At 61.1% G+C, this 22,911-nt stretch carries 19 protein-coding genes; 13 read left to right on the top strand and 6 right to left on the bottom strand.

Annotation, left to right across the window (positions count from 1 at the left end):
• Positions 1-2 precede the first annotated feature (2 nt).
• The 7 genes from IGB42_RS02890 to IGB42_RS02860 all read left to right on the top strand — a co-directional run bounded on the left by IGB42_RS02890 (position 3) and on the right by IGB42_RS02860 (position 8,745).
• Positions 3-548 (top strand): DUF4390 domain-containing protein, encoded by a 546-nt coding sequence (locus IGB42_RS02890; protein WP_159666481.1) that lies wholly within the window; start codon positions 3-5, stop codon positions 546-548.
• A 5-nt stretch (positions 549-553) separates the two neighbouring features.
• A complete protein-coding gene (locus IGB42_RS02885) occupies positions 554-2,665 on the top strand; it encodes an ATP-binding protein (protein WP_236822494.1) in 2,112 nt (703 codons plus the stop codon).
• A gap of 1 nt (position 2,666) precedes the next feature.
• Positions 2,667-3,965, top strand: coding sequence for a sigma-54 dependent transcriptional regulator (locus tag IGB42_RS02880; protein ID WP_159666475.1), 1,299 nt, complete (start codon positions 2,667-2,669; stop codon positions 3,963-3,965).
• An 8-nt stretch (positions 3,966-3,973) separates the two neighbouring features.
• Complete coding sequence (locus IGB42_RS02875) at positions 3,974-5,092, top strand: lipopolysaccharide assembly protein LapB (protein WP_159666472.1); 1,119 nt, start codon at positions 3,974-3,976, stop codon at positions 5,090-5,092.
• 105 nt (positions 5,093-5,197) lie between these two features.
• Positions 5,198-6,574 (top strand): Trk system potassium transporter TrkA, encoded by a 1,377-nt coding sequence (gene trkA, locus IGB42_RS02870; RefSeq protein ID WP_159666469.1) that lies wholly within the window; start codon positions 5,198-5,200, stop codon positions 6,572-6,574.
• Between the two features lie 7 nt (positions 6,575-6,581).
• Positions 6,582-8,054 (top strand): TrkH family potassium uptake protein, encoded by a 1,473-nt coding sequence (locus tag IGB42_RS02865; protein ID WP_159666466.1) that lies wholly within the window; start codon positions 6,582-6,584, stop codon positions 8,052-8,054.
• A 34-nt stretch (positions 8,055-8,088) separates the two neighbouring features.
• Positions 8,089-8,745 (top strand): LysE family translocator, encoded by a 657-nt coding sequence (locus IGB42_RS02860; RefSeq protein WP_236822478.1) that lies wholly within the window; start codon positions 8,089-8,091, stop codon positions 8,743-8,745.
• Positions 8,746-8,801: 56 nt separating this feature from the next.
• On the opposite strand, the gene IGB42_RS02855 is transcribed toward IGB42_RS02860, so the two are convergent.
• Positions 8,802-9,545: an amino acid ABC transporter ATP-binding protein gene (locus IGB42_RS02855; protein ID WP_159667668.1), complete on the bottom strand. Its 744-nt coding sequence runs from the start codon at positions 9,543-9,545 to the stop codon at positions 8,802-8,804.
• A gap of 183 nt (positions 9,546-9,728) precedes the next feature.
• Between IGB42_RS02855 and IGB42_RS02850 the strand changes: the two genes are divergently transcribed.
• Positions 9,729-10,433 carry a hypothetical protein gene (locus IGB42_RS02850; RefSeq protein WP_159666463.1) on the top strand — a complete coding sequence of 235 codons (705 nt, stop codon included), beginning with the start codon at positions 9,729-9,731 and terminating at the stop codon, positions 10,431-10,433.
• Positions 10,434-10,435: 2 nt separating this feature from the next.
• Entirely contained in the window at positions 10,436-11,077 is a 642-nt protein-coding gene (locus IGB42_RS02845; RefSeq protein WP_159666460.1) for a MalM family protein, read from the top strand.
• 3 nt (positions 11,078-11,080) lie between these two features.
• Here the strand turns inward: IGB42_RS02845 and rsmA are convergent, their stop codons facing one another.
• The 4 genes from rsmA to IGB42_RS02825 are packed head-to-tail and all read right to left on the bottom strand — an operon-like array spanning position 11,081 to position 16,366.
• Positions 11,081-11,878 carry a 16S rRNA (adenine(1518)-N(6)/adenine(1519)-N(6))-dimethyltransferase RsmA gene (gene rsmA, locus IGB42_RS02840; RefSeq protein ID WP_159666457.1) on the bottom strand — a complete coding sequence of 266 codons (798 nt, stop codon included), beginning with the start codon at positions 11,876-11,878 and terminating at the stop codon, positions 11,081-11,083.
• A 29-nt stretch (positions 11,879-11,907) separates the two neighbouring features.
• Positions 11,908-12,897, bottom strand: coding sequence for a 4-hydroxythreonine-4-phosphate dehydrogenase PdxA (pdxA, locus tag IGB42_RS02835; protein ID WP_159666454.1), 990 nt, complete (start codon positions 12,895-12,897; stop codon positions 11,908-11,910).
• A complete protein-coding gene (locus IGB42_RS02830; protein WP_159666450.1) occupies positions 12,897-14,186 on the bottom strand; it encodes a peptidylprolyl isomerase in 1,290 nt (429 codons plus the stop codon). Before IGB42_RS02830 ends, pdxA begins: the two co-directional genes overlap by 1 nt.
• 29 nt (positions 14,187-14,215) lie before the next feature.
• The gene (locus IGB42_RS02825; RefSeq protein ID WP_159666447.1) at positions 14,216-16,366 is read right to left on the bottom strand and encodes an LPS-assembly protein LptD; all 2,151 of its coding nucleotides are present in this window, start codon (positions 16,364-16,366) and stop codon (positions 14,216-14,218) included.
• Positions 16,367-16,427: 61 nt separating this feature from the next.
• On the opposite strand from IGB42_RS02825, the gene IGB42_RS02820 reads away from it, so the two are divergent.
• From IGB42_RS02820 to tkt, 4 genes are all read left to right on the top strand, one after another.
• A complete protein-coding gene (locus tag IGB42_RS02820; RefSeq protein WP_159666444.1) occupies positions 16,428-17,423 on the top strand; it encodes an aminoglycoside phosphotransferase family protein in 996 nt (331 codons plus the stop codon).
• Positions 17,423-18,103 (top strand): N-acetylmuramate alpha-1-phosphate uridylyltransferase MurU, encoded by a 681-nt coding sequence (gene murU, locus IGB42_RS02815; protein ID WP_159666441.1) that lies wholly within the window; start codon positions 17,423-17,425, stop codon positions 18,101-18,103. Before IGB42_RS02820 ends, murU begins: the two co-directional genes overlap by 1 nt.
• A gap of 78 nt (positions 18,104-18,181) precedes the next feature.
• Complete coding sequence (locus IGB42_RS02810; protein WP_159666438.1) at positions 18,182-19,897, top strand: alpha/beta hydrolase; 1,716 nt, start codon at positions 18,182-18,184, stop codon at positions 19,895-19,897.
• A 195-nt stretch (positions 19,898-20,092) separates the two neighbouring features.
• Positions 20,093-22,093: a transketolase gene (gene tkt, locus IGB42_RS02805; RefSeq protein ID WP_159666435.1), complete on the top strand. Its 2,001-nt coding sequence runs from the start codon at positions 20,093-20,095 to the stop codon at positions 22,091-22,093.
• Positions 22,094-22,327: 234 nt separating this feature from the next.
• On the opposite strand, the gene IGB42_RS02800 is transcribed toward tkt, so the two are convergent.
• Positions 22,328-22,911: hypothetical protein (locus IGB42_RS02800; protein ID WP_159666432.1), on the bottom strand; the 584-nt coding region annotated here is incomplete at its 5' end.

Genomic DNA, 22,911 nt, shown 5'->3' with positions numbered 1-22,911 from the left:
CATTGCTGCTGGCTGCTTGCGTTTCTGCAACGGCCCTGGCCGATGGCATCAAGCCGGTCAGCAGCGGTGCGGAGTACGCGGGCGAGCACATCGAGCTGTCCGCGCGCTTCCAGCTCAGCCTCAACGCCACGCTGGAAGACGCGCTGGCCAACGGGCTGACCCTGCCATTCACTTATGAATTCCAGTTGACCCGGCCGCGGCTCTACTCGTGGTACCGGCAGGCAATGGACAGCTTCAATCCCACTGCATCGCTCACCTACCGATTGTCCTACCATGCACTTTCACGCCAGTACCGGCTGAACTTCGGCAACTTCTACCGCAGCTTTGCCAGCGTCGACGAGGCGCTGTCGGCATTGGGCGTGGTGCGTGGCTGGAACGTGCTGCACGATACCGGTATCGCCAAGGACAAAGACCCGTTTTCCGGCCGCATCCGCCTGCGTCTTGATATCTCGCAACTACCCAAGCCATTCCAGCTCTCCACGCTGGGCCAGAACGACTGGAAACTCGAATCGGGCTGGGTGGATGTCAACGGAGAGGTCGCGCAGTGAAGCGCATGCTGCTGATCCTGGCATCGCTGGGCGCCATCCTGCTGTTCCTGCTGGCGACCGCATCAGGCAGTACATCCGTTTTTTCCCAGTATTACAACCAGGTGCTGGGCCTCAACATCCTGCTGTTGCTGGGCCTGGTCTGGCTGGTGGGATCGCGGCTCTGGCATCTGAAAAAGCGCGTGAAGGCCAAGGAGTTCGGCTCGCGGCTGACTTTGCGGCTGGTGTTGTCGTTCGCGCTGATCGCCGTGCTGCCCGGTGCGCTGGTTTACACGTTGTCGGTGCAGTTCCTGAACCGCTCGATCGAGAACTGGTTCAGCGTGCGGGTGGACAATGCACTGGATCGTGGCCTCAACCTGGGCCACAGCGCCATTGACTATCAGCTCTCCGATCTTGCCCGCAAAGGCAAGGTCATTGCGCTCGACATCCATGACGAAACCGGCAGTGCGGTGCTGACGCGGCTGACGCGGCTGCGCGAGCAGATCGGCATCCAGGAACTGAGCCTGTTTGATGAAAGCGGTCAGGCCATTGCGCATATCGGCAATGAAAATGCCGGGCTGTTCCCCAAACAGCCCGAGCGCGCGCAGCTCCGGCAGGCGCAACGTACCCCCATCAGCGTACTGGAATCCAAACCCGGTGAGGAACTCACCATGCGCGTGCTGATCCCCGTGCATGCATCCGGCTTTGGCGAGCGCACCCGCGTGTTGCAGCTGATACAGCCCGTGCCGAGACAACTGGCTGACGATGCGGAGCTGGTCGAACGTGCACGCGCCGACTACAAGCTGCAATCGCAATCGCGCCAGGGCCTCAAGTTCATTTTCAGCCTGACACTGACACTGGCGTTGCTGATGGCCTTTCTCGGTGCCGCAGCACTGGCCATTTACCTGTCCGACAAGCTTGCAGCGCCATTGTCCATCCTTGCCGACGCCACCCGCGCAGTGGCGGCCGGCGATTTTTCACGCCAGCAACCGATCACCAGCCGGGACGAGTTCGGCATCCTCACGCATTCATTCAACCGCATGACGCGCCAGCTGTCGGATGCGCGTGACACGCTGGAACGCCAGGAGGCCGCGCAGGCGGCAGCCAAGGCTTATCTGCAGACCATTTTGGGCTCACTGTCATCCGGCGTGCTGTCGTTTGATGATGAATGGCGCATTGCTTCCAACAATATGAGTGCGTTGCGGGTGCTGGATCTGGACCTGCAGCAGATCGACGGTACGCCGCTACCGGACTGGCCGGATCTCAACCCGCGTTTCGAGCGTTTCTGTAGCGCCATCATGCAGGGTTTCCAGTCGGATGAAGAACACTGGCAACGCCAGGTGGAGCTCGATGACAGCCAGCGCGTGCTCAATGTGCGCGGCACGCGGCTGGCAGAGGAAACCGGGGGCGGTTTCGTGGTGGTGTTCGATGACATCACCAAGCTGTTGTCTGCGCAACGCGATGCCGCATGGGGCGAGGTGGCGCGCCGGCTGGCGCACGAGATCAAGAACCCGCTCACGCCGATCCAGCTGGCAGCGGAGCGGCTGGAGTTCAAGCTCAGCGACAAGCTCGACGCGGCTGGCGCCGACCTGCTGGCGCGCAACACGCAAACCATCGTCAAGCAGGTAGGATCGCTCAAGCAGATGGTCGATGCGTTCCGCGATTACGCGCGTGCGCCTACCGGCAAGCATAAACAAGTCGATTTGCAGCAACTGCTGGCCGAAGTGCTGGTACTGTACGAAGCGGCGCCGATTACACGCATCGACCTTGCACATGGGCCCTTGCTCATTCAAGGTGATGCCACCCATTTGCGGCAGGTGATTCATAATCTGCTGCAGAATGCGCAAGATGCTGTCCAGGCAATCGACCTCGCGTCGGAACGTCGGGCGGAAATTTGCGTTAAAACCGAAAAAGCCGATAAATTTGCACGGCTAACAATAGAAGACAGCGGTACCGGCTTCCAGCTTGACATGCTCTCGCGTGTGTTTGAACCCTATGTGACTACCAAGCAGAAAGGCACGGGGCTCGGGCTTGCGATCGTGAAGAAAATCATCGAAGAGCATCAGGGCAGGATTACGGCGGGAAACCGCGATAGTGGCGGCGCATCCATACGGATCGAGTTGCCGCTCATGGAGGGTTGAAGTGGGTAGTCAGGATATTTTGGTCGTAGATGACGAGATCGGCATCCGGGAGCTCCTGTCGGAGATCCTGCAAGACGAAGGGTATAGCGTGGCTTTGGCGGAAAACGCCGAAACCGCACGTAAATTACGCAATCAGGCGCAACCCAGGCTGGTGCTGCTCGATATCTGGATGCCGGATACCGATGGAGTCACGCTGCTCAAGGAGTGGGCACGCAACGGCCAGCTCACCATGCCGGTGGTGATGATGTCCGGCCACGCCACCATTGATACTGCGGTGGAAGCCACGCGTATCGGTGCCATGGACTTTCTGGAAAAGCCCATCGGTCTGCAGAAGTTGCTGGCCGCGGTCAAGCGCGCGCTCACGCAACAGCCGGACTTGCAGAAAGTGGTGGCCAATCTGGCACGGCTGGGCGAAGCCGAGCTGATCCGTGATCTGGCGCGTGTGCTTGATGCCGCCAAGCAGCAGAGCACACCGGTGATGTTGCTCGGTGAGCCGGGCGTGGGCTTCGAGATCTGTGCCCGCTATCTGGGCGGGGCAGGTGTACCGTTCGTCGCCCCGCTGTCCAATGACGATTTCGCCATTGCGCCGCAGGAGCTGCTGAACAAGGCCACCGGCGGCGTGCTGTTCCTGCGCGATATTGCCTATCTGGATCGCCGTGCACAGGCCGGCCTGAAGAACGTGCTGGGCAAGCTGGAAAAGTCACGCGTGAAGCTGGTCTCCGCATCAAGCAAACCGCTGGATGTGCTGGCGGCCGGCATGGACCCGGAGCTATTGCACCAATTGTCGCAACTGATCGTGCCGGTACCCAGCCTGCGCGAACACCGTGATGATATCCCGCCACTGGCCGAGGCCATGCTGGCCGAGATCGTCAACGCCAACAAGCTGGGGCCACGCCGTTTCAGCCAGAACGCCTTGCAGTTGCTGGCTCAGCAGGAGTGGCCGGGCAACATCGATGAACTTGTCAATGTGGTGAAAAGCCTGGCGCTCACCAGCCGCGATGGCGAGATCGATACCGCACCGGTATCGCGCATCCTGTCGCAGTTTGCGCCAAGCGGCGAGGCACCGATCACCCCTGCAGCGCCGGCAGCACCGCTGCCCATGGTCGATTTTGCGTTACCGCTGCGCGAAGCCCGCGATCAGTTCGAGAAATATTATCTTGAGCTGCATATCGAGCAGACTGGCGGCAACATGAGCCGGGTGGCGGAAAAAATCGGCCTGGAGCGGACCCACCTGTACCGCAAGCTCAAGTCGCTGGGCATCCAGGTACCGAAGAAAAACCGCGGTACGGAAGAAGAGTAAGCGCGCGGGTGCACACCCATGCCGATATCGACCGGCTGCTGGACAGCGCTGAAACGCTGATCCAGCACAAGGCCGGCGAAGGGTTGCAGCTTGCGCTGCGTGCGCAGCGGCTGGCAGATGGTTGCGGCCATGTGGCGGGTGGTCTGCGCGCGCGGCGCATCGCCGGGCTGGCCCAGGGCATGATGGGGCAGGCGCAGCAGGCCACGATCCTGCTGGCCGATACGCTGAAGCTTGCCGTACAGGCGGGTGATGTGGCCGAGGAAGCCGAATTGCTGGAGGCGCTGGGCCGCTGCTTTTACAGCAGCGGCGATTATGGTGCCGCCATGCGGCATTGGCATGACTGCCTGGCGGTGGCGCTGGCGGGCGCCAGCTACCCGGCCTTCGTGCGGGCACAGGTGGGACTGGGGCAGGTCTTCTTCGGTTACGAGCGCTACGACGCGGCGCTGGAACACCATTACAAGGCATTCGACTACCTGCACCTGGTGGATGATGCGTTGCTGCGCGGCATGGTCTACATCAATATCGCACAGGACCTATACCGGCTGCTGCGGCTGGACGAAGCTGCGATTGCACTGCAACGTGCATACGATGTGCTGCTGCCGGCACAAAGCCTGGAACACGAGGCCGAGATCTACCGGATGCGCGGCCAGCTAGCACTGGCGCGCGGCGAGGTGGCCGATGCCTACGCCAGCTTCATGGCTGCGCTGAAGATCTGCCGGCTGCAACAGCACCAGTGGGGCGAGCTGATGAGCCTGATCGGCATTGCCGAATGCCGGCTGGCCGAATCGGACTGGCTGACCGCGCGCGAGACGCTGCTGATCACGCTGGCACTGGTGGAGAATGCCTATCCCTCGCCCCATCTGCATTACCGCATTCATGCGGCGCTGGCCAAGGCCCATGCTGGCCTGGGTGATACCGCCGGCGTGGCGCGGCACCGCGATGCCTACCGGCATCACTACATGGCATTCCACAGCGAGCCGCCCACCGCGGTGATTGCCGCACTGGCAGACCGCGTCGAGGCCAGCCATCATGAAGATATCCGCCAGCGTGCATTGCGGCTGACCAACGACGAGCCGTTGCATGCGGCCACGTCGATCAATTCGACACCGCTGGGCAATGTACACTGAGCGCGGCCACGCCTGATCAGCCCCGCGCTGTGACGCTGGCCAGCCCGGCCCCTGCTGCGGCACTGTTAATCCGGCAGCCTGGCTGCCCACTCGATGGTTGTAGCCATGTCCAATATCCTGATCCTTGGCGCAGGCCGCGTTGGCGCCTCGGTTGCCGAGCAGCTGGTGCACGAGCAATACCATGTGACGCTGGTCGACGAAAATCCCGACAGCCTCAAGGTACTGCAGGATCGGCTTGACCTGCGCACCATTTGCGGTAACGCCGGCAGTCCGGAGATACTGGCGGCGGCAGGCGCCGCCGATGCCGACCTGATGCTGGCGGTCACGCAGACCGACGAGCTCAACATGGTGGCATGCAAGATCGCCTACGAGCTGTTCAACGTGCCCACCCGGCTGGCACGCATCCGCAACCAGGATATCCTGGCGCGACCCGAGCTGTTCGGCAGCAACGGCTTTGCCATCGATCACGTGATCACGCCGGCACAGATCGTCACCGATTACCTGCACCGGCTGGTGGAAACGCCCGAAGCGCTGCAGGTGCTCGATTTTGCCGGTGGCCTGGCGCAGCTGGTGGTGGTGCGGGTGGAGAAAGATGCGCCGATGGACGGCAAGCCGCTGCGGGCGCTGCGCGAGCTGCTGCCGCATTGCGATCGCCGCGTGGTGGGCCTGTACCGCCGCAACCGCACCATAAGGCCGGATGGCGATACCGTGGTGGAAGCGGGCGATGAGGTCTTCGTGCTGGCCGCGCGCGGCAAGCTGCGCACGGTGCTGGCCACCTTCCATGAAGCAGAACGCAAGATACGCCGGATCCTGATCGCCGGCGGCGGCAATGTCGGCTACCGGCTGGCCCAAGCGCTGCAGGGCCACTACCAGGTGAAGCTGATCGAAACCGACCGCAAGCGCGCGATGTGGCTGGCCGAGGCCTTGCCCGACGTACTGGTGCTGGCCGGCGACGCCACCGACGAGGCGCTGCTGGAAGCCGAGCAGATCGAACGCACCGATCTCTATCTGGCGCTGACCAGCGACGACGAGGACAACATCATGTCCGGCCTGCTGGCCAAGCAGATGGGCGCACGCAAGGTCATCGCCATCATCAACCGCTCGCGTTACGTGGGGCTGCTGCAGGGCAGCCGCATCGACGTGGCGCTGTCACCGGCGCAGGTCACCATCGGCTCGCTGCTGGCCTTCGTGCGCCATGGCGATATCGAAGCCGTGCACAGCCTGCGCCGTGGCGCGGCAGAGGCGATGGAAATCGTTGCCCACGGCAACCGCAGCACCTCGCGCGTGGTGGGGCGCAAGCTTGAAGAGCTGCGCCTGCCGACCGGCATCCAGTTTGCGGCGCTGGTGCGCGGCGAGGAGGTCATCATCGTCCACCACGATACGATGATCGAGGACGGCGATCACGTGATCGTGTTCATCGACAACAAGCGCCGCATCCGCGAAGTGGAGCAGCTGTTCGCGGTCAAACTGGGTTTCTTCTGAGGCGCCGATGCGTACCCTAGCCTATCGCACGCTGCCGGTGGTATCGGTACTGGCCCGCGTGGCGCTGATGTTCTCGCTGACCTTGCTGGTACCCATCACCGTGGCCTTTCTCGGCAAGGATGCCGGCCTGATGCCGTTTCTGGATGCACTGATTGGCATGCTGCTGTTCAGCCTGGCGCTGATCCTGCTTACCCGGCGCTTCCGGCGTGAACTGGGCATCCGCGATGGCTTCGTGCTGGTGGTGGGGCTGTGGACCATGCTGCCCGCACTGGCGGCAGTGCCGCTGATGCTGTTCAACCCGCAGTGGTCGTTCACGCATTGCTATTTCGAAGGCATGTCGACGATGACCACCACCGGCGTCACCGCGTTCAGCAACCTGGACGGCCTGCCGCTATCGGTCAACCTGTGGCGGCACATGCTCAACTGGCTGGGCGGCATGGGTATCCTGGTGCTGGCGGTGGCCATCCTGCCCATGCTGGGCGTGGGCGGCATGCAGCTCTTCAAGGCGGAAACCCCCGGGCCGATCAAGGATGCCAAGCTCACGCCGCGCATCCACGAAACCGCGCGCAACCTGTGGCTGATCTACATGGCGATGACCGCCGCGTGCGCGCTGTTGCTGAAAACACTGGGCGGGCTGAGCTGGTTCGATGCGGTGTGCCACGCGTTTGCCGCGTTGTCGCTGGGTGGGCTGTCCACGCATGATGCCAGCGTCGGCTATTTCGATTCGCCGCTGGTCGAGGGCATCATGATCGTGTTCATGCTGCTGGCCGCCACCAACTTTGCCACTCATTACCTTGCCATCACCGGGCGCCGGCTCAACGTGTACTGGCGGGATTCGGAATTCAAGGCCATGCTGCTGCTGATCGTGACCAGCACGCTGGCGTTCTCCGCCTACCTGGTGTGGTACGGCAGCTACCCGGACTACGCAACCAGCCTGCGCCACGTGGCGTTCAACCTGGTATCGATCGGTACCGGCAGCGGCTTCGTCAGCACCGATTTTGGCCAGTGGCCGATTGCGGTACCGCTTGGCATGCTGTTCCTGTCGTGCATCACTGCCTGTTCCGGCTCGACCGGTGGCGGCATCAAGATGATCCGCACGCTGATCCTGCTGCGCGAATCCGCACGCCAGCTCACCACGCTGCTGCACCCGAATGCGGTGCGCCCGCTCCGGGTCAACGGGGTCAGCATTCCGGGGCCGGTGATCTTTGCGGTACTGGGCTTCATTTTCCTGTACTTCATGTGCGTGGTGGTGCTGACCTTTCTGCTGCTGTTCACCGGCCTCGATTTCCTCTCCGCATTCACCGCAGTGATTGCCTGCATCAACAATGCCGGGCCGGGGCTGGGCGTGGTCGGGCCTTCGTCGAATTACGGCGTGCTGAACGACCTGCAGATCTGGATCTGCACGGTGGCCATGCTGCTGGGCCGGCTGGAAGTGATATCGGTGCTGGTGTTGTTCAGCCCGGCCTTCTGGCGCCACTGACGCAGCGCTTCCGGGATAGCAGCAATGGGCGCGAATGGGCGCTCGCCGTAAGATTACCGGCATGGATATCTTCATCACCGGTTTTTTGCTGTCGCTCTCGTTGTGCCTGGACATCGGCATCGTCAACGTGGCGATGATCGACATTGCCCTCAAGCATGGCGCGCGACCGGCGCTGTGGCTGGGCCTGGGGTCCTGTTTTGGCGACCTGACCTACGCGGTGCTGTCGCTGCTGGGCATGAGCGTGCTGCTGCAGTTTGCTGCCGTGCAATGGCTGACCTGGATCGTGGGTGGCGGTGTGCTGCTGTGGCTGGCCGGCAAGATGGCGCTGCATGCATGGCGTGATGCCCATGCCGGCGATGTGGCGCATGCGCCGTTGCCACCAATGCGTCACCTGTTCGGTCGCGGCCTGACACTGGCACTGGCATCGCCATCGGCCATCCTGTGGTTTGCCGCAGTGGGCGGCAGCCTGATTGCACAGGCTACCGATGGCAGCATGCTGGCCGCAGCGGACTTTCTGACCGGCTTCTTTGTTGGCGGTCTGGCCTGGTCGGTATTCGTGGTACTCACCGCCGCGCATGGCGGCAAGCTGCTGGGGCGCCGCTTCATCCAGGGTTGCCATGCGCTTTCAGCAGTGCTGTACCTGTATTTTGCGGTGATCGTGATCGTGAATGGCGCAAGGAAGCTGCTGTAGTAGCGCGCATCCGGCTTGCAAGGCCGTTGCTGGCTAGCGACGGCTGAGCGATGCGATCAGCCGCCGTGCATCGGCGCCAGTACCTGCTTGAGGAATTGCCGTGCACGGTCGGTTTTTGGTGCGGTGAAGAAATTGGCCGGTGTCGTGTCTTCGAGGATTTCCCCCTGTTCCAGAAACAGGATGCGGTCGGCCACTTCGCGGGCGAAGCCCATTTCGTGCGTGACCACCATCATGGTCATGCCCGATTCGGCCAGGTCTTTCATCACCTTGAGCACTTCGCCGATCATTTCCGGATCCAGCGCGCTGGTGGGTTCGTCGAACAGCATCACCTTGGGCTGCATGGCAAGGCCGCGCGCGATGGCCACGCGCTGCTGCTGGCCGCCGGACAGGTTGGCCGGGTAGGCATCTCGCTTGTTGGCAAGGCCCACTTTCAGCAGCAGTTCGGTAGCGAGTTCGATCGCGGCCTCTTTCTTCATCTTCTTCACCTGGATGGGGGCGAGCGTGATGTTCTCCAGCACCGTGAGGTGCGGATAGAGGTTGAAGTGCTGGAACACGAAGCCGACATTTTCGCGCAGCTGGTTGATGTTGGTACGAGTGCTGTTCACCTGCACGTTGCCCACCCAGATCTCGCCATCCTTCACCGGCTCCAGCTGATTGATGGTGCGGATCAGCGTGGATTTGCCCGAACCGGATGGGCCGCACACCACGACGACCTCGCGTTCCTTGACCTCAAGGCAGATGTCCCTGAGCACATGGTGGTCGCGGCCATACCATTTGTTGACGTTGGCAAAGCGGATCATGGGGGAGTTGGCGGTATCGGTCATCGTTCAAACAGATGGATGTATGGTTAGCATAACCATATGTCGAAATACCTGATCAAGCTATAGGGATGTTCCATACGTCATGGTTTTATTGACAGTTGCTCAGGGGGTTTGATAGGTTGCGCATCCTCGAAAAAAGTGAACAGAACAGGCTTGATTTTAATGAAAAAAGTAATTGGTATTATGTTGCTGAGCATGTTGTTTACTGGCTGTGCATCGGTCAGTAAGCAAGCATTCAATAAAGAGGCGGCGCAGAACATAAAATCCGTGACATTTGCGCGTCAGGATGTCCAAGAGACATATGCGATCCAGATCGTGGCGCATCCGGGCTTCAGTGGTGGATTGATCGGCGGATTGATTGCCGCCGCTGATATGGCCGACAAAACCGACAAGCTGACCGCCAAGCTTGACCCCAAGGTAACAAAGTTGCGCGAGAAACTGTCTCAGCAACTGGTTGATGCATTGGGCCAGGCTGGTTATGTTGTCGATGTGGTCAATGCGCCGGGTGACGATGCACCGATCACTACTGCTGCTGCGATGCATGGCAAAGTAAAGACCGATGCAGTTTTGGCAACTCGTATCTATGCCGCTTATATCGCTGCTGGCGCTTCAACCCCTTATTATCCGTATGTGCACGCAGAAGTCGTTTTGGAAGACAATAAGACTGGTAAGGTTTTGTACCAAGATATTGTCAGCTATGGGTACACATTTCCCAATGCAAAAACAGTGCATTTGGCCGGTGGCGAAAATTTCCGTTTTGCGGATATGACTGAATTACTGGCGAGCCCTGACAAAGCCCGGGATGGATTGGTGCAGGGTGTGCAGGCGATCATTGGCCAGGTTGCAGCTGATTTGACGAAGAACTGAGCATGAAACTGATTGGGTTGCTATCGATCAGTTTCATTCTTGCCTTACTTGGGGGCTGTGCAGCAACGACAGCTTCGCAACGCGTGAGTGCTGCGGAAACCGCACTGACGCGCTCTGTTGCACTTGGTGATCTGAGATTGAGTCAGCAAACTGCGCTGCCGTTGAAGCTGGAAAGAGCCGTAATCGACAGTACTTCGCCTTCTTACATATTTGAAAATGGGGAAAAGGCGTTTTTCAAGCTCTACAAACTGCCGCAGTTTGTGACTGCCTATTCGGTTACCATCTTGGCGCAACGTGAAGGTTCGATGGCCGACGCATCCCTCTTCATGCCTGTTGTGTTGACGCTGGATGAGCAATTCAGAACCAGACGCAGTTTCGACGAAAAGTCGCTGCGCAATCGAGGAAGTGGCCTGGAACGTACCATTTTCATCAACCCGACTAACGCGGATGAGCGCTATCTGATCATCCGCGGGGCAAGTTTGAAGGGGATGGTAGTGCAGTCCTTGCAATCTACTCAGGTGCAGCCGATTGTAACGCCCTATGGCATGTTTTTTTACAGCAACGGCATTGAAGTGAAAGCGGAAGTGCGTAGCTCCGCCGTCGGGTTTATTGAAATCGAACAAAAGGGCTTGGCGGATCACTAGCAATCAACGGGCATGACTACTTAGAAAATTTGACAGTGCCACATATTGCGGCACCGTCACATTTTCTGGCCGGCAGCCCGGATCGATGCCCAGCGCCTGCAGCTCGGCATCGTTCACCACGCCCTTCAGGTTGTTGCGCAGTGTCTTGCGGCGTTGGCCGAATGCATTGAGCACCAGCTTTTCCATGCGTACCAGGTCATCCACTGGCCATGGCGGGGTGGGCCACGCCATCATGCGTACCACCGCCGAATCGACCTTGGGCGGCGGGTAGAACGCGGCGGGCGGCACATCGAGCACGTGTTCCATGTTGAAACGTACCTGCAGCATCACGCTCAGCCGGCCATAGTCGGTGGTGCCGGGGCTGGCGACCATGCGGTCGACCACTTCCTTTTGCAACATGAAATGCATGTCGGAAATGGCTGCACCGAATCCTGCCAGATGGAACAGCAACGGCGTGGAAATGTTGTAGGGCAGGTTGCCTGCCAAGCGGATCACGCCGTTGTTGCCGATCTCTTGCGCCAAGGCGCCGAAGTCGAACTTGAGCGCATCGCAGTGATGGATCACCAGGTCTTCCGGCGCATATTTGCCCGACAGGTGACTGACGATATCACGGTCGATTTCCACCACGTGCAGCTTGCCGGCCTGCTTGAGCAGCGGATCGGTGAGCGCGGCAAGGCCGGGGCCGATTTCCACCAGTACGTCGCCACGCTGCGGGTGGATGGCGGCAATGATGGCGCCGATCACGCCCTGATCCTGCAAAAAGTTCTGGCCGAATCGCTTGCGCGGAATGTGGCTGCTCATGGGTACTCTCTAGTGGGGTCGACTTGGGGTCAGGCTGTATGGCGGCGGGCAGCGAGTTCGGCCGCCAGCGCAATCGCGGCGCGCAGGCTGCCGGCGTCTGCTGTGCCTTTGCCGGCCAGATCCAGCGCAGTGCCGTGATCGACCGAAGTGCGGATGATGGGTAGCCCCAGCGTGAGGTTCACACCGTTGCCGAAGCTGGCAAACTTGAGTACCGGCAGCCCCTGATCGTGGAACATGGCCAGCACCGCATCGGCGTTTTGCAGGTATTTGGGCTGGAACAGCGTATCGGCCGGCAAGGGGCCGGTCAGCTGCATGCCGGTGGCTCGCAGCTTTTCCAGCACCGGTTCGATCACGTCGATTTCTTCGCGGCCCAGATGGCCGGATTCGCCCGCGTGCGGATTGAGCCCGGCTACCAGGATACGCGGCGCTGCAATGCCGAATTTCTGCTGCAGGTCGTCATGCAGGATGGACAGCGTGGTGACGAGGTTTTCTGCTGTCAGCGCTGCCGATACCTCCGCCAGCGGCACATGCGTGGTGGCGAGTGCCACGCGCAAGCCCCCGCCCACCAGCATCATCACCACCTGTGGTGTGTTGGTGTGTTCTGCCAGGTATTCGGTATGGCCGGAAAAGAACTTGCCCGGGCAGCCTTCATTGATCACGCCCTTGTGCAACGGTGCGGTCACCATCGCATCGAAGCGGCCATCCTGGCAGCCATCGATGGCGATATCCAGCGTATCGAGCACATAGCGTGCATTGGCAGTATCGAGCTGCCCGGCTACGCAGGCTTTACCCAGCGGCACGTGCAGCACGGCCACCGCATCGTTGCCCGCGGGGGTGTAGTCGGGCCATTGCGCATTGGCAATGCCGGCGCTGGCTGCACGTTCCGCCAGCAGCGCCTTGTCGCCGATCAGTACCAGCCGCGCACCGGCAACGCCCGCTGCGGCGATGCCCGCTGCCAGCTCCGGGCCTACGCCGGCGGGTTCGCCAGTGGTAATGGCCAGTACCGGAATGCCCGGCATCACTGATCCTTCAGGCGGATGCTGACGAATGCCTTGTCGCGCAACTGGCGTACCCAGTCGTCGTATTGCTCTTCGGTCTTGCGCTGGCGGATTTCCATGCCCACACGGTAGCGGGCGCGCTCCTGCGTGACATCCTGCTTGCGGCGCTCCAGCACCGTGATCAGGTGGTAGCCAAATGGCGAGCGCACCGGCTGGCTCAGTTCGCCCGGTTTCAATGCATTCATCGCCTGTTCGAATTCAGGTACGGTCTCGCCCGGATTCACCCAGCCCAGATCGCCGCCCTTGGCTGCACTGCCGTCTTCGGAGAACGCCTTGGCAACCTCCTCGAAACGGGTGCCACGCAGGATGCGATCACGCAGCTGGGCGATTTTCTGCCTGGCGTCATCGTCTGAAACCACTTCATTGACCTTGATCAGGATATGGCGGACATGGTTCTGCTCGACGATTTCCTGCTCGGTCTTGCTGCGCTTGTCCAGCAGCTTCATCAGGTGGAAGCCGGCCGGGCTGCGGATGATGTCGGTGATCTCTCCCTGCTTGAGCTGGGAGAGCAGGCCGGCAACGGCCGGCGGCAACGAGCCCGCTGCGCGCCAGCCCAACTGCCCCCCCTTGGTGGCATCCTGCGCATTGGAATACACCGCGGCGACGGCACCAAAGTCCTTGCCCGCATTGATTTCATCACGTGCGGCATTGATGCGGGCACGCTTTTGCGCGATCACTTCGGCGCTGGCGTTTTCCGGCAGCGACACCAGGATATGCGCCAGTTCGTATTCGACCTGCTGCTTGCCTTCGGCGAGCTTGATGGCTTCATCGATTTCGCTGTCGGTAACGACGATCTTGGCATCGATTTCACGTTGCTTCAGGCGCGATAGCGTGATTTCGTTGCGGATTTCCTCACGGAACGTGGCCCAGCTGATCCCTTGCTTGCCCAGTTCCTGGCGGAATGCGGGTACGCTCAGCTTGTTCTGTTCGGCGATGCGCGCGACGGCACGTTCCAGCTGGTTGTCGTCGATGCGGATGCCGACATTCCCCGCGTATTGCAGTTGCACCTGCTCGGTGATCATCCGTTCCAGCACTTGCTGGCGCAGCACGTCCTGCGGCGGTGCCGCAATTTTCTGCGCCTGCAGGTTGCCCTTGATCGATTCGACCCGTGCATCGAGTTCCTGGGCGGTGATGACCCCCCGGTTGACCACGGCGACAATGCGATCGACGGTATCGACTGCGGCATGACCCAGCTGGCTGAGCACGAGGGTGCTGCACACGGCAAGACGGGCAAGGCGATGAACGTTCATGTGTATCCTGTTTGCGGTAACGCTGTCTGTTACTGCTGTCTGCTGGCGAAATCAGCGGTATAGCCGGGAATGGCATTGCGCAGCGCGGTAATCGGATTGCTGCCCAGACCGCCCAGGCCATTGAGTTCCAGCAGCACGAAGTACGTGGTCTTGAACTGGGCATCGCTGGTGATGAAGCGTTGCGCGGCCAGGCGCAGGCCCCAGCAGCCGGCATTATATTCAAGCCCGGCAATGGTATCCAAGGACTGCCGGTCGGGTAGTGAATAGTTGATGCGGGCCACGCCGTACCAGTTGCGCGTCAGCGGCCACTGCGCCGACAGGTCAACCTGCTCAATCTGCGGGTTCTGGTTGCGGTTGATGGTATAGCGGATGTTGACGAGCTTGCCGGGTTCCGGGTTCCAGGTGGCGCCGGCGGTGGAACGCACGGTTTCCTTGTCGCGATTGTTGTACTGCAGCGTGTAATCGGCAGAGAAATCACGCCAGAAGCGCCCGCCTACCGAGACCAGCAAATCCGATTTGCTGGCGGTACTGGGCTGATCGCTGCTGTCGAGGGTGACGCGTTGTTCTTCGAAATAGAAACGCTGGCCGATGCTGGCCTGCACCAGTTCCACGCCATCGTCTGCCAGGAACAGCCGGCTGGTCACCGCCAGTGTCAGCTGGTTGGCGTCGTTGATGCGGTCATTGCCCGAATACTGGTTCTCGCGGAAGAGCTGCGAGAACGACAGATCGGTCAGCGACGAATCGAAATTGGGCAGGTTGGACTGGTTCTTGTACGGGATGTACAGGTAGTACGCGCGTGGTTCCAGCGTTTGCGTAAGGTTGTTGCCCCCGAATGAGAAATCGCGCTCGAAGAACAGCCCGGAATCCACGCTGACGATGGGCAGCACGCGTGTTGCGCTATTGGGGTTGCCGCCCTTGGCATCATCGATCTGGTAATTGGTGGCGTGCACGCCCACCTTGGGATTGATGAAGCTGTAGCTGTTGACGATGGGGGTGCTGATCGACGGATACGCCCAACTGCGGAACCCGTTGGTTTGCGTGGGGTGGCTGAACTGGGTGAGCTCGCCGCTGATGCCGGTTTGCGCCCATTCGGCGAAGGTTGGCGTGGCGTTGAACGCAAACTGCGGCATGCGCGCGTACGGTACCGTGGCATCCTGCAATGTCTGATAGCGCTGGAACAGCAGGCTGCTGTTCCAGTCGTCGCCGGTGTAGTTGAATTGTGCCTGTCGTGGCAGGTTGGTTTGTGCGGCAATGGCGGCACGGTCACCGAAATCGTTGAAGAAGTTGTCGTCGGACACCTTCTGGATGTCGATGCTCATCCCCAGGCGATCGGTCAGTGCCTGCTGGTGCTGGAACACGAAGCTGTAGCGGTTTTCTTCGGCTTCCCGGTCCTTGAGCAGCTGTGCCTGCACCTTGCCCTGATATTCCGGCTGCAGGTAGCGGAACTCGCCGCCCATCATCAGGCCGCGTCGCGCCAGGTAGCGCGAGGTGATGGTGGCGTCGTAATTGGGGGCGATGTTCCAGTAGAACGGCACCGTGACGTCGAAACCGTTGCGGTTATCGAACGACAGCGAAGGCGCAAGGAAGCCGGTCTGGCGGCCGTCATCGAGCGGGAAGTTCATCCACGGCGAATACAGGATGGGTACGCCCTTGAATTCCAGCCAGCCGCTATGCGCAATGCCCATATTTGTGGTGTAGTCCAGCCACAGCGTATTGGCGTGCAGATACCAGGAGTCGTCGCCGGGCTGGCAACTGGTGAAGCGGCCTTCATCCACCCGGTAGTGATTTTCGCCTTCGAACAGCAGCTTGACGCCATCACCACGCCCCATACCTTGCGCCATCGCGTAATCGGGGTTGGTGAGCGTGCCCTCGTGGCGGTCAATGAAGTAATCGAGCGTATTGCCGACCAGTACGTCACCGTGCTGCGTCATCCTGACGCGGTCACCGGCGTTCAGCCTGTCGGTGGCGGCATCGTATTTGCCCCACTCGGCCTCTACCTGCAGATCGCCCTGTGTGACAACGACGTTGCCACTGGCTGTCGCACCGGTTTCTGACTGGCCTGCAGCCTGGTCTGCTTCGATCTGCACAGGGGGGTCTTCGCCTGCCGCATAGGCAAATGCCGTCATCAATGTGAGCAGCAAAGGGGCAGCGCGGAAAGGCGGCAGCGGGATTCGGATCATGCGGCCGGATGGTCTTCGGTTTAGAATCCGCCGATTCTATCTAGGTTTCTTCCCGCAAGCCATGAACCTCAATCGTGATATTTCCAATTGGCTGACCAGCAGTCTCGGTGTTGCGCCCGCAACACTGGAAATTGGCGGCTCTGACGCCAGTGTCCGCCACTACTGGCGCGCTACCTACCCTGATCGCAACGTGATCGTGATGCAGGCGGATCCGGCGCAATTCGATGCGCAGCCTTTTCTTGCCCGTCGTGATGAGCTGGCTGCTGCCGGCATCCGCGTGCCGGCGTTGCTGGCTCGGGATCTGGCGCAGGGCTTCGTCGCGCTGGAAGACCTGGGTACGCAGGAGCTGACGCCCCTCCTGGTGGATGAAGCCAGTGCCAAGGCGTGGTATCTGCAAGCGATGGACACACTGGTGCGCATGCAGACGGGCCTGGCTTTTGAACACCTGCCAGCGTTTGATGCCGCATTCCAGCGCCGCGAAATGGAGATCTGCCGTGAATGGTATATCGACCAGCACTTGGCCAAGCCGCTGAACGACAAGCAGATGGCGACTTGGGAGCGCTCGCTGGCGTTGATCATTGCCAAAAACACCGCACAGCCCACGCTGTTCATGCATCGTGATTTCCACTCGCGCAACCTGATGGTGGTGGATGGTGAACTGGCGGTGCTCGATTTCCAGGATGCCGTCAACGGCCCGGTGAGCTACGACGTGGTGTCCTTGCTGCGCGATGCCTACGTGGCTTGGGATGAAGGCTTCGTGCTGGACCTGGCCATCCGCTACTGGGAAAAGGCGCGTGCTGCCGGCGTACCGGTGCATGATGATTTCAGTGATTTCTATACCGCGTTCGAATGGCAGGGCCTGCAGCGCCACCTGAAGGTGCTGGGGCTGTTTGCAAGGCTGAACGTGCGTGATGACAAGCCCCGCTACCTGGCCGATATCCCGCGCGTGTTCAACTACGTGCGCAACGTATGCCAGCGCTACAGCGAACTGACGCCGCTGGGCCGGCTGCTGCTGGACCTGAACGGCGAAAAGATCGCAACCGGGTTCACCTTCTGATGAAAGCGATGATCCTTGCCGCCGGCCGTGGCGAGCGCATGCGCCCGCTTACCGATACCTGCCCCAAACCCTTGCTCGAGGTAGGCGGTGTGCCATTGATCGGCTGGCATCTGCGGCGGCTGGCTGCCGCAGGCGTGACCGACGTGGTGATCAATCATGCGTGGCAGGGGCACCGCTTCAAGGAAGTGCTGGGCGATGGCGCCGATTATGGCGTGAACATTGCGTATTCGCCGGAAAGCACTGCACTGGAAACCGCCGGCGGCATTGCACAGGCATTGCCGCTACTGGGTGATGCGCCGTTCCTGCTGCTCAGCGGCGATGTATACACCACGGTTGATCTGGCACACCTCGCGGTGGTGGCGCGGCAGATGGCCGGGCAACAGCAGCGGCTGGCCCACCTGATCATGGTGCCCAACCCGCCGTATCACGCGGATGGCGACTATGCATTGCACGATGGGCTGATCGACCCGGACGGCAAGCCCCGTTACTGCTATGGCAGCCTGGGGGTGTGCCACCCGGCGCTGGTGGCCGGTGTGGTCGCGGGCAGCGTGGCGAAGCTGGGGCCGATTTTCGCGCGGGAAGCACGCGCGGGCCGCATCAGTGGCGAACTCCATACCGGCAACTGGGTCAACGTAGGCACGCCGCAGGATCTGCAACAGGCCAATGCGCTGGCAGGCTGAGCGGCACCATTTGTTGCATTGAGTTTTGTTGCGCTGCAACTTACTCTGAAGCATCGACAGGTCGGTAGCGAGGCGGTAATGGATACTCCCCAATATTTCCAGGAACAGGCGCTACGGTTCACCCGCTTGCAGCATGACCTGCGCCAGTCGTTCGATCCTTTCGGCCTGGTGGCCACCACGCTGAAGGCGCAGCGCGCCTGGCTGCTGCAGCCGGATGCACTCTCTACCCAGGTCGGCAACTGGTTCAAGGATTACGGACTGTGGCACAAGATGGTGCTCGAGCGCAGCCTGGGCGGCGCCGATCAGGACCTGTTCCCGCCGCACCCGGACGACACACGTTTTGCCGATCCGGTCTGGCAGGAATCGCCATACTGGGATGGCATCAAGGAGTGGTATCTGTTCAATACGCGCTGGCTGCAGGATGCGCTGTATGCCACGCCCGGCCTGTGTGACCAGGAGCGCAGCCGCAGTGCGTTCTGGCTGCGCCAGGTGCTCAATGCGGTGGCACCCACCAATTACCTGCTGACCAACCCGGTGGCGATTGCGCGGGCTTTGGCCACCCACGGCGACAGCCTGGCGCAGGGGCTGCAGAACTACGCCCGTGATACCGCGCGTGGCGGCGATATCCCGATGACGGACATGGATGCATTCAAGGTGGGCGAGAACCTCGCCACCACGCCCGGCGCAGTGGTGTATCGCGGCAAGCTGCTGGAAGTGATCCATTACGAGGCGAGCACTGCCACCGTGCACAAGGTGCCGCTGGTGATCGTATCGCCGTGGATCAACAAGTATTACGTGCTCGATCTGGATGCACGCAAGAGCATGGTCAAATGGCTGACCGGCCAGGGGTTCTCGGTCTTCATCACCAGCTGGAAAAACCCGGATGGTGAGTACCGCGACGTGAGTTTCGATGATTACATCACCGATGGCATCGACCGCATCGTCGATGTAGCACGCGCCATCTCCGGCAGCGACAGTGTCAATCTCGCCGGCTACTGCATCGGCGGCACGCTGCTAGCCGCATACCTGGCGTGGCTGGCCGGCAAGGGAGCCGCTGCCAAGGTGGGCAGCGCCACCTTGCTGACCACGCTGACCGACTTCTCCCGCCCCGGCGATATCGAGGTATTCCTCGATGACGAAGGGCTGGCCTTTGTCGAGAAAACCATCGCCAGCAAGGGTTATCTGGATGGCAAGGAAATGGCATCGAGCTTCCGCATGCTGCGGGCCAACAGCCTGGTGTGGAATTACTGGATCAGCAATTACCTGCTGGGTGAAACGCCGATGGCGTTCGATGTGCTGTTCTGGAACATGGACACCACGCGCATGCCGGAAAAAATGCACTGCTACTACCTGCGCGAGTTCTATTTCAAGAACCGGCTGACCGAACCCGACGCGCTGTCGCTGGCCGGCCAGCCCATCGATCTGGGCCGCATCAGCACGCCGCTGTTCATGGTCAGCGCAGAGGAAGACCATATTGCACCGTGGTTGCAGACCTGGAAGCTGACCGGGCGCGCCAGCGGGCCGGTGACGTTCACGCTGTCGACATCCGGCCACATCATCGGCATCGTCAATCCACCATCGCCCACCTCCAAGCGCAGTTACTGGCAGGGTGGCGTGACCCGGGGCGAGGCTGCCGACGGCTGGCTGGCACGGCAGCAGAAAACCGCTGGATCGTGGTGGCCCAGCTGGTCTGCGTGGCTGGGCGAGCGTTCGGGCGAGCAGGTGAAGCCGAAGCTGTCCACACGGCAATACCCCAATCTTGCTGCAGCGCCGGGTGTTTATGTGCTGGAATGAGCATCTGCGCGGCCTGGCGATGCACAAGGCGGGAGAGAAAAGACCGATTTACCGAAGAAGTCGGTGATTTTGCAGCCTGTTCCTGTTGTTTACCCGGTGCCCACTCGGGGATAATGCGGCAAGTTCTGGCGGTGTGGCTGTAAATCCACCGCCTTGTAATCCAAACCGCATTGAATATCGACGAGAGGAATTTTCATGGCATCGCGTACCGACCTCGCCAACGCCATCCGCGCGCTGGCGATGGATGCAGTTCAGAAAGCCAACTCCGGCCACCCAGGCATGCCTATGGGCATGGCAGAAATTGCGCTGGCGCTGTGGGGCGAAGGCAATTACCGCCACAACCCGCAAAACCCGCAGTGGCCGAACCGCGACCGCTTCATCCTCTCGAACGGCCACGGCTCGATGCTGCAATACGCATTGCTGCATCTGACCGGCTACGACCTGTCGATCGATGACCTGAAGGCGTTCCGCCAACTGCACAGCAAGACCGCCGGTCACCCGGAATACGGTTACGCCCCCGGCATTGAAACCACCACCGGCCCGCTGGGCCAGGGCATCACCAATGCAGTCGGCTTTGCGCTGGCAGAAAAACTGCTGGCACGTGAATTCAACCAGCCCGGCCTGCCCATCGTTGACCACCACACATGGTGTTTCCTGGGCGATGGTTGCCTGATGGAAGGCATCAGCCACGAAGCGGCAGCGCTGGCCGGCACCTGGGGCCTGGGCAAGCTGATCGCGTTCTGGGACGACAACGGCATTTCCATCGACGGCCATGTCGAAGGCTGGTTCACCGATGACACCCCGGGCCGTTTCGAAGCCTACGGCTGGCACGTGGTACGCCCGATCGACGGCCACAATCCGGAAGCCGTGCTCAAGGCCATCGAAGAAGCCAAGGCAGTGACCGACAAGCCGTCGCTGATCTGCTGCAAGACCATCATCGGCAAGGGTTCACCCAACAAGGCCGATAGCCACGACAGCCACGGCTCGCCGCTGGGCGAAGCAGAAATCGCCGCCACACGCGCTGCCATTGGCTGGAACCACGGCCCGTTCGAAATCCCTGCCGACGTTTACGCTGGCTGGGACAAGAAAGAAGCCGGTGCCAAGTGGGAAGGCGAGTGGAACGAGCTGTTCGCCAAGTATCAGGCCGCTCATCCGGAACTGGCTACAGAATTCACCCGCCGCAACACACACACGCTGCCGGCCAACTGGGCTGACATCGTTGCCGCTGCCGTCGCCGAAACCGATGGCAAAGCTGAAACCATTGCCACCCGCAAGGCCAGCCAGAACGCACTGAACGCACTGGTGCCGCATCTGCCAGAAATGCTCGGCGGTTCGGCCGACCTGACCGGTTCGGTATTCACCAACTGGAAGGGCAGCACCCCGCTCAAGCGCGAAGGCAATGAGCTGGTGGGTAACCACATCAGCTACGGCGTGCGCGAGTTCGGCATGGCCGCGATCATGAACGGCATCCAGCTGCACGGCGGCTGGCGTCCGTACGGCGCCACCTTCCTGATGTTCAGCGAATACGCACGCAACGCGCTGCGCATGGCTGCTTTGATGAAGATCCCGACGTTGTTCGTGTTCACGCACGATTCCATCGGTCTGGGTGAAGACGGCCCGACGCACCAGGCCGTCGAGCAGACCGCCACGCTGCGCATGATCCCGAATATGAACGTGTGGCGTCCGGCGGATACCGTTGAATCGCTGGTGGCATGGGCACATTCGATCGAACAGAAAGAAACCCCGTCCACGTTGATTTTTAGCCGTCAGAACCTGCAGTTCCAGTCGCGTGATGCAGCGCAGATCGCCAATATCCGCAAGGGTGGCTACGTGCTGCGTGATGCCGCCAACCCGCAAGTGGTGCTGATCGGTACCGGTTCGGAGCTGGATCTGGCCGTCAAGGCTGCAGCGGTACTGGCAGGCGAGGGCATTGCTGCCCGCGTGGTGTCGATGCCGAGCACCAACGTATTCGACAAGCAGGACAAGGCTTACCAGGCTTCCGTACTGCCGGCCGGCGTGCCGCGCATTGCGATCGAAGCGGGCGTGACCGATGGCTGGCGCAAGTACGTCGGCCTGGAAGGCGATGTGGTGGGTCTGGACCGCTTCGGCGAATCGGCTCCGGCTGGCGAGCTGTTCAAGCTGTTCGGCTTCACGGTCGACAACCTGGTCGCCAAGGCCAAGGCACTGCTGAAGTAATCGGCAGCGATGCAGGAATCGAGGAGGGCACCCGCAAGGGTGCCCTTTTTATTGCCGAGCGAGTCGCGGCTGCCGTTCCGTTATGAGGAACGACGCGCAGCGGGCGTTGCGCTGCGACCAAGGTAGGCATGGTGCGATGCCGTCGGGTATGGCCGCCTGCAGGGCGACGGCGGTGAAGCACGCCGGGTATTGCCGCCGCGGGCCGCACCCTGCCGGAACCATGCCAGGCGCTGGCTAGCGCAGCAGCTTTTGCCGCCGTAGTTCATCCTGCACCAGTTCGCTGATACGCGGCGCCAGGCGCTGATCCAGATCGTGGGCAATTTCCGCGGTCAGCTTGCGTAGCGTTTCGCCATACAGCGTATTGACGAGCGCACTGAAGTGCTGGCGCGTCAGTTGCTCGACTTCGCTGGCGATGTCCACCGCCAATTGTGCGCCGACCGATGCCGTGATGTTGTGGATTGCCGCTTCATCCAGCATGAATGGCGCTTCCGGCTGCGGTTCGGGGGCGACAATCGCTGGAGCCGCGCTGCTGTGTTCAGCCCCGGCAACAGTCTGTTGCGGTGTGACGGCATCCGCAGCGGCATCGAGTACCAGATCCCGGCTTTCTTCCGCGCTCACATTGCCGGTTACGGCACCCGCCAGCGGAAGCACATGGCCTGCGATGGCTGGCGTAGCCATCGCAACAGGCAACTCTGCATCCGTCGGGACTTCCAGCTTCAGATCCCAGCTTTCATCTTCACTGAAAGAAACCTGCAATTCGGCGCCGTCTGTTGGCGCAAATGCTTGCAACGCAGCAGTGGGCGAAACGACAATACTGG

The organism is Andreprevotia sp. IGB-42, from assembly GCF_009848685.1.
GTDB lineage: Bacteria > Pseudomonadota > Gammaproteobacteria > Burkholderiales > Chitinibacteraceae > Andreprevotia.
This window is presented reverse-complemented; position numbering and strand designations above follow the sequence as displayed.

Bases quoted from the DNA above. Each gene is read 5' to 3' on its own strand.
- IGB42_RS02885 (WP_236822494.1), top strand. From the start codon at position 554: ATGCTGCTGATCCTGGCATCGCTGGGCGCCATCCTGCTGTTCCTGCTG.
- trkA (WP_159666469.1), top strand. From the start codon at position 5,198: ATGTCCAATATCCTGATCCTTGGCGCAGGCCGCGTTGGCGCCTCGGTT.
- IGB42_RS02865 (WP_159666466.1), top strand. From the start codon at position 6,582: ATGCGTACCCTAGCCTATCGCACGCTGCCGGTGGTATCGGTACTGGCC.
- IGB42_RS02860 (WP_236822478.1), top strand. From the start codon at position 8,089: ATGGGCGCTCGCCGTAAGATTACCGGCATGGATATCTTCATCACCGGT.
- IGB42_RS02855 (WP_159667668.1), bottom strand. From the start codon at position 9,545: ATGATCCGCTTTGCCAACGTCAACAAATGGTATGGCCGCGACCACCAT.
- IGB42_RS02850 (WP_159666463.1), top strand. From the start codon at position 9,729: ATGAAAAAAGTAATTGGTATTATGTTGCTGAGCATGTTGTTTACTGGC.
- IGB42_RS02845 (WP_159666460.1), top strand. From the start codon at position 10,436: ATGAAACTGATTGGGTTGCTATCGATCAGTTTCATTCTTGCCTTACTT.
- rsmA (WP_159666457.1), bottom strand. From the start codon at position 11,878: ATGAGCAGCCACATTCCGCGCAAGCGATTCGGCCAGAACTTTTTGCAG.
- pdxA (WP_159666454.1), bottom strand. From the start codon at position 12,897: ATGCCGGGCATTCCGGTACTGGCCATTACCACTGGCGAACCCGCCGGC.
- IGB42_RS02830 (WP_159666450.1), bottom strand. From the start codon at position 14,186: ATGAACGTTCATCGCCTTGCCCGTCTTGCCGTGTGCAGCACCCTCGTG.
- IGB42_RS02825 (WP_159666447.1), bottom strand. From the start codon at position 16,366: ATGATCCGAATCCCGCTGCCGCCTTTCCGCGCTGCCCCTTTGCTGCTC.
- IGB42_RS02820 (WP_159666444.1), top strand. From the start codon at position 16,428: ATGAACCTCAATCGTGATATTTCCAATTGGCTGACCAGCAGTCTCGGT.
- murU (WP_159666441.1), top strand. From the start codon at position 17,423: ATGAAAGCGATGATCCTTGCCGCCGGCCGTGGCGAGCGCATGCGCCCG.
- IGB42_RS02810 (WP_159666438.1), top strand. From the start codon at position 18,182: ATGGATACTCCCCAATATTTCCAGGAACAGGCGCTACGGTTCACCCGC.
- tkt (WP_159666435.1), top strand. From the start codon at position 20,093: ATGGCATCGCGTACCGACCTCGCCAACGCCATCCGCGCGCTGGCGATG.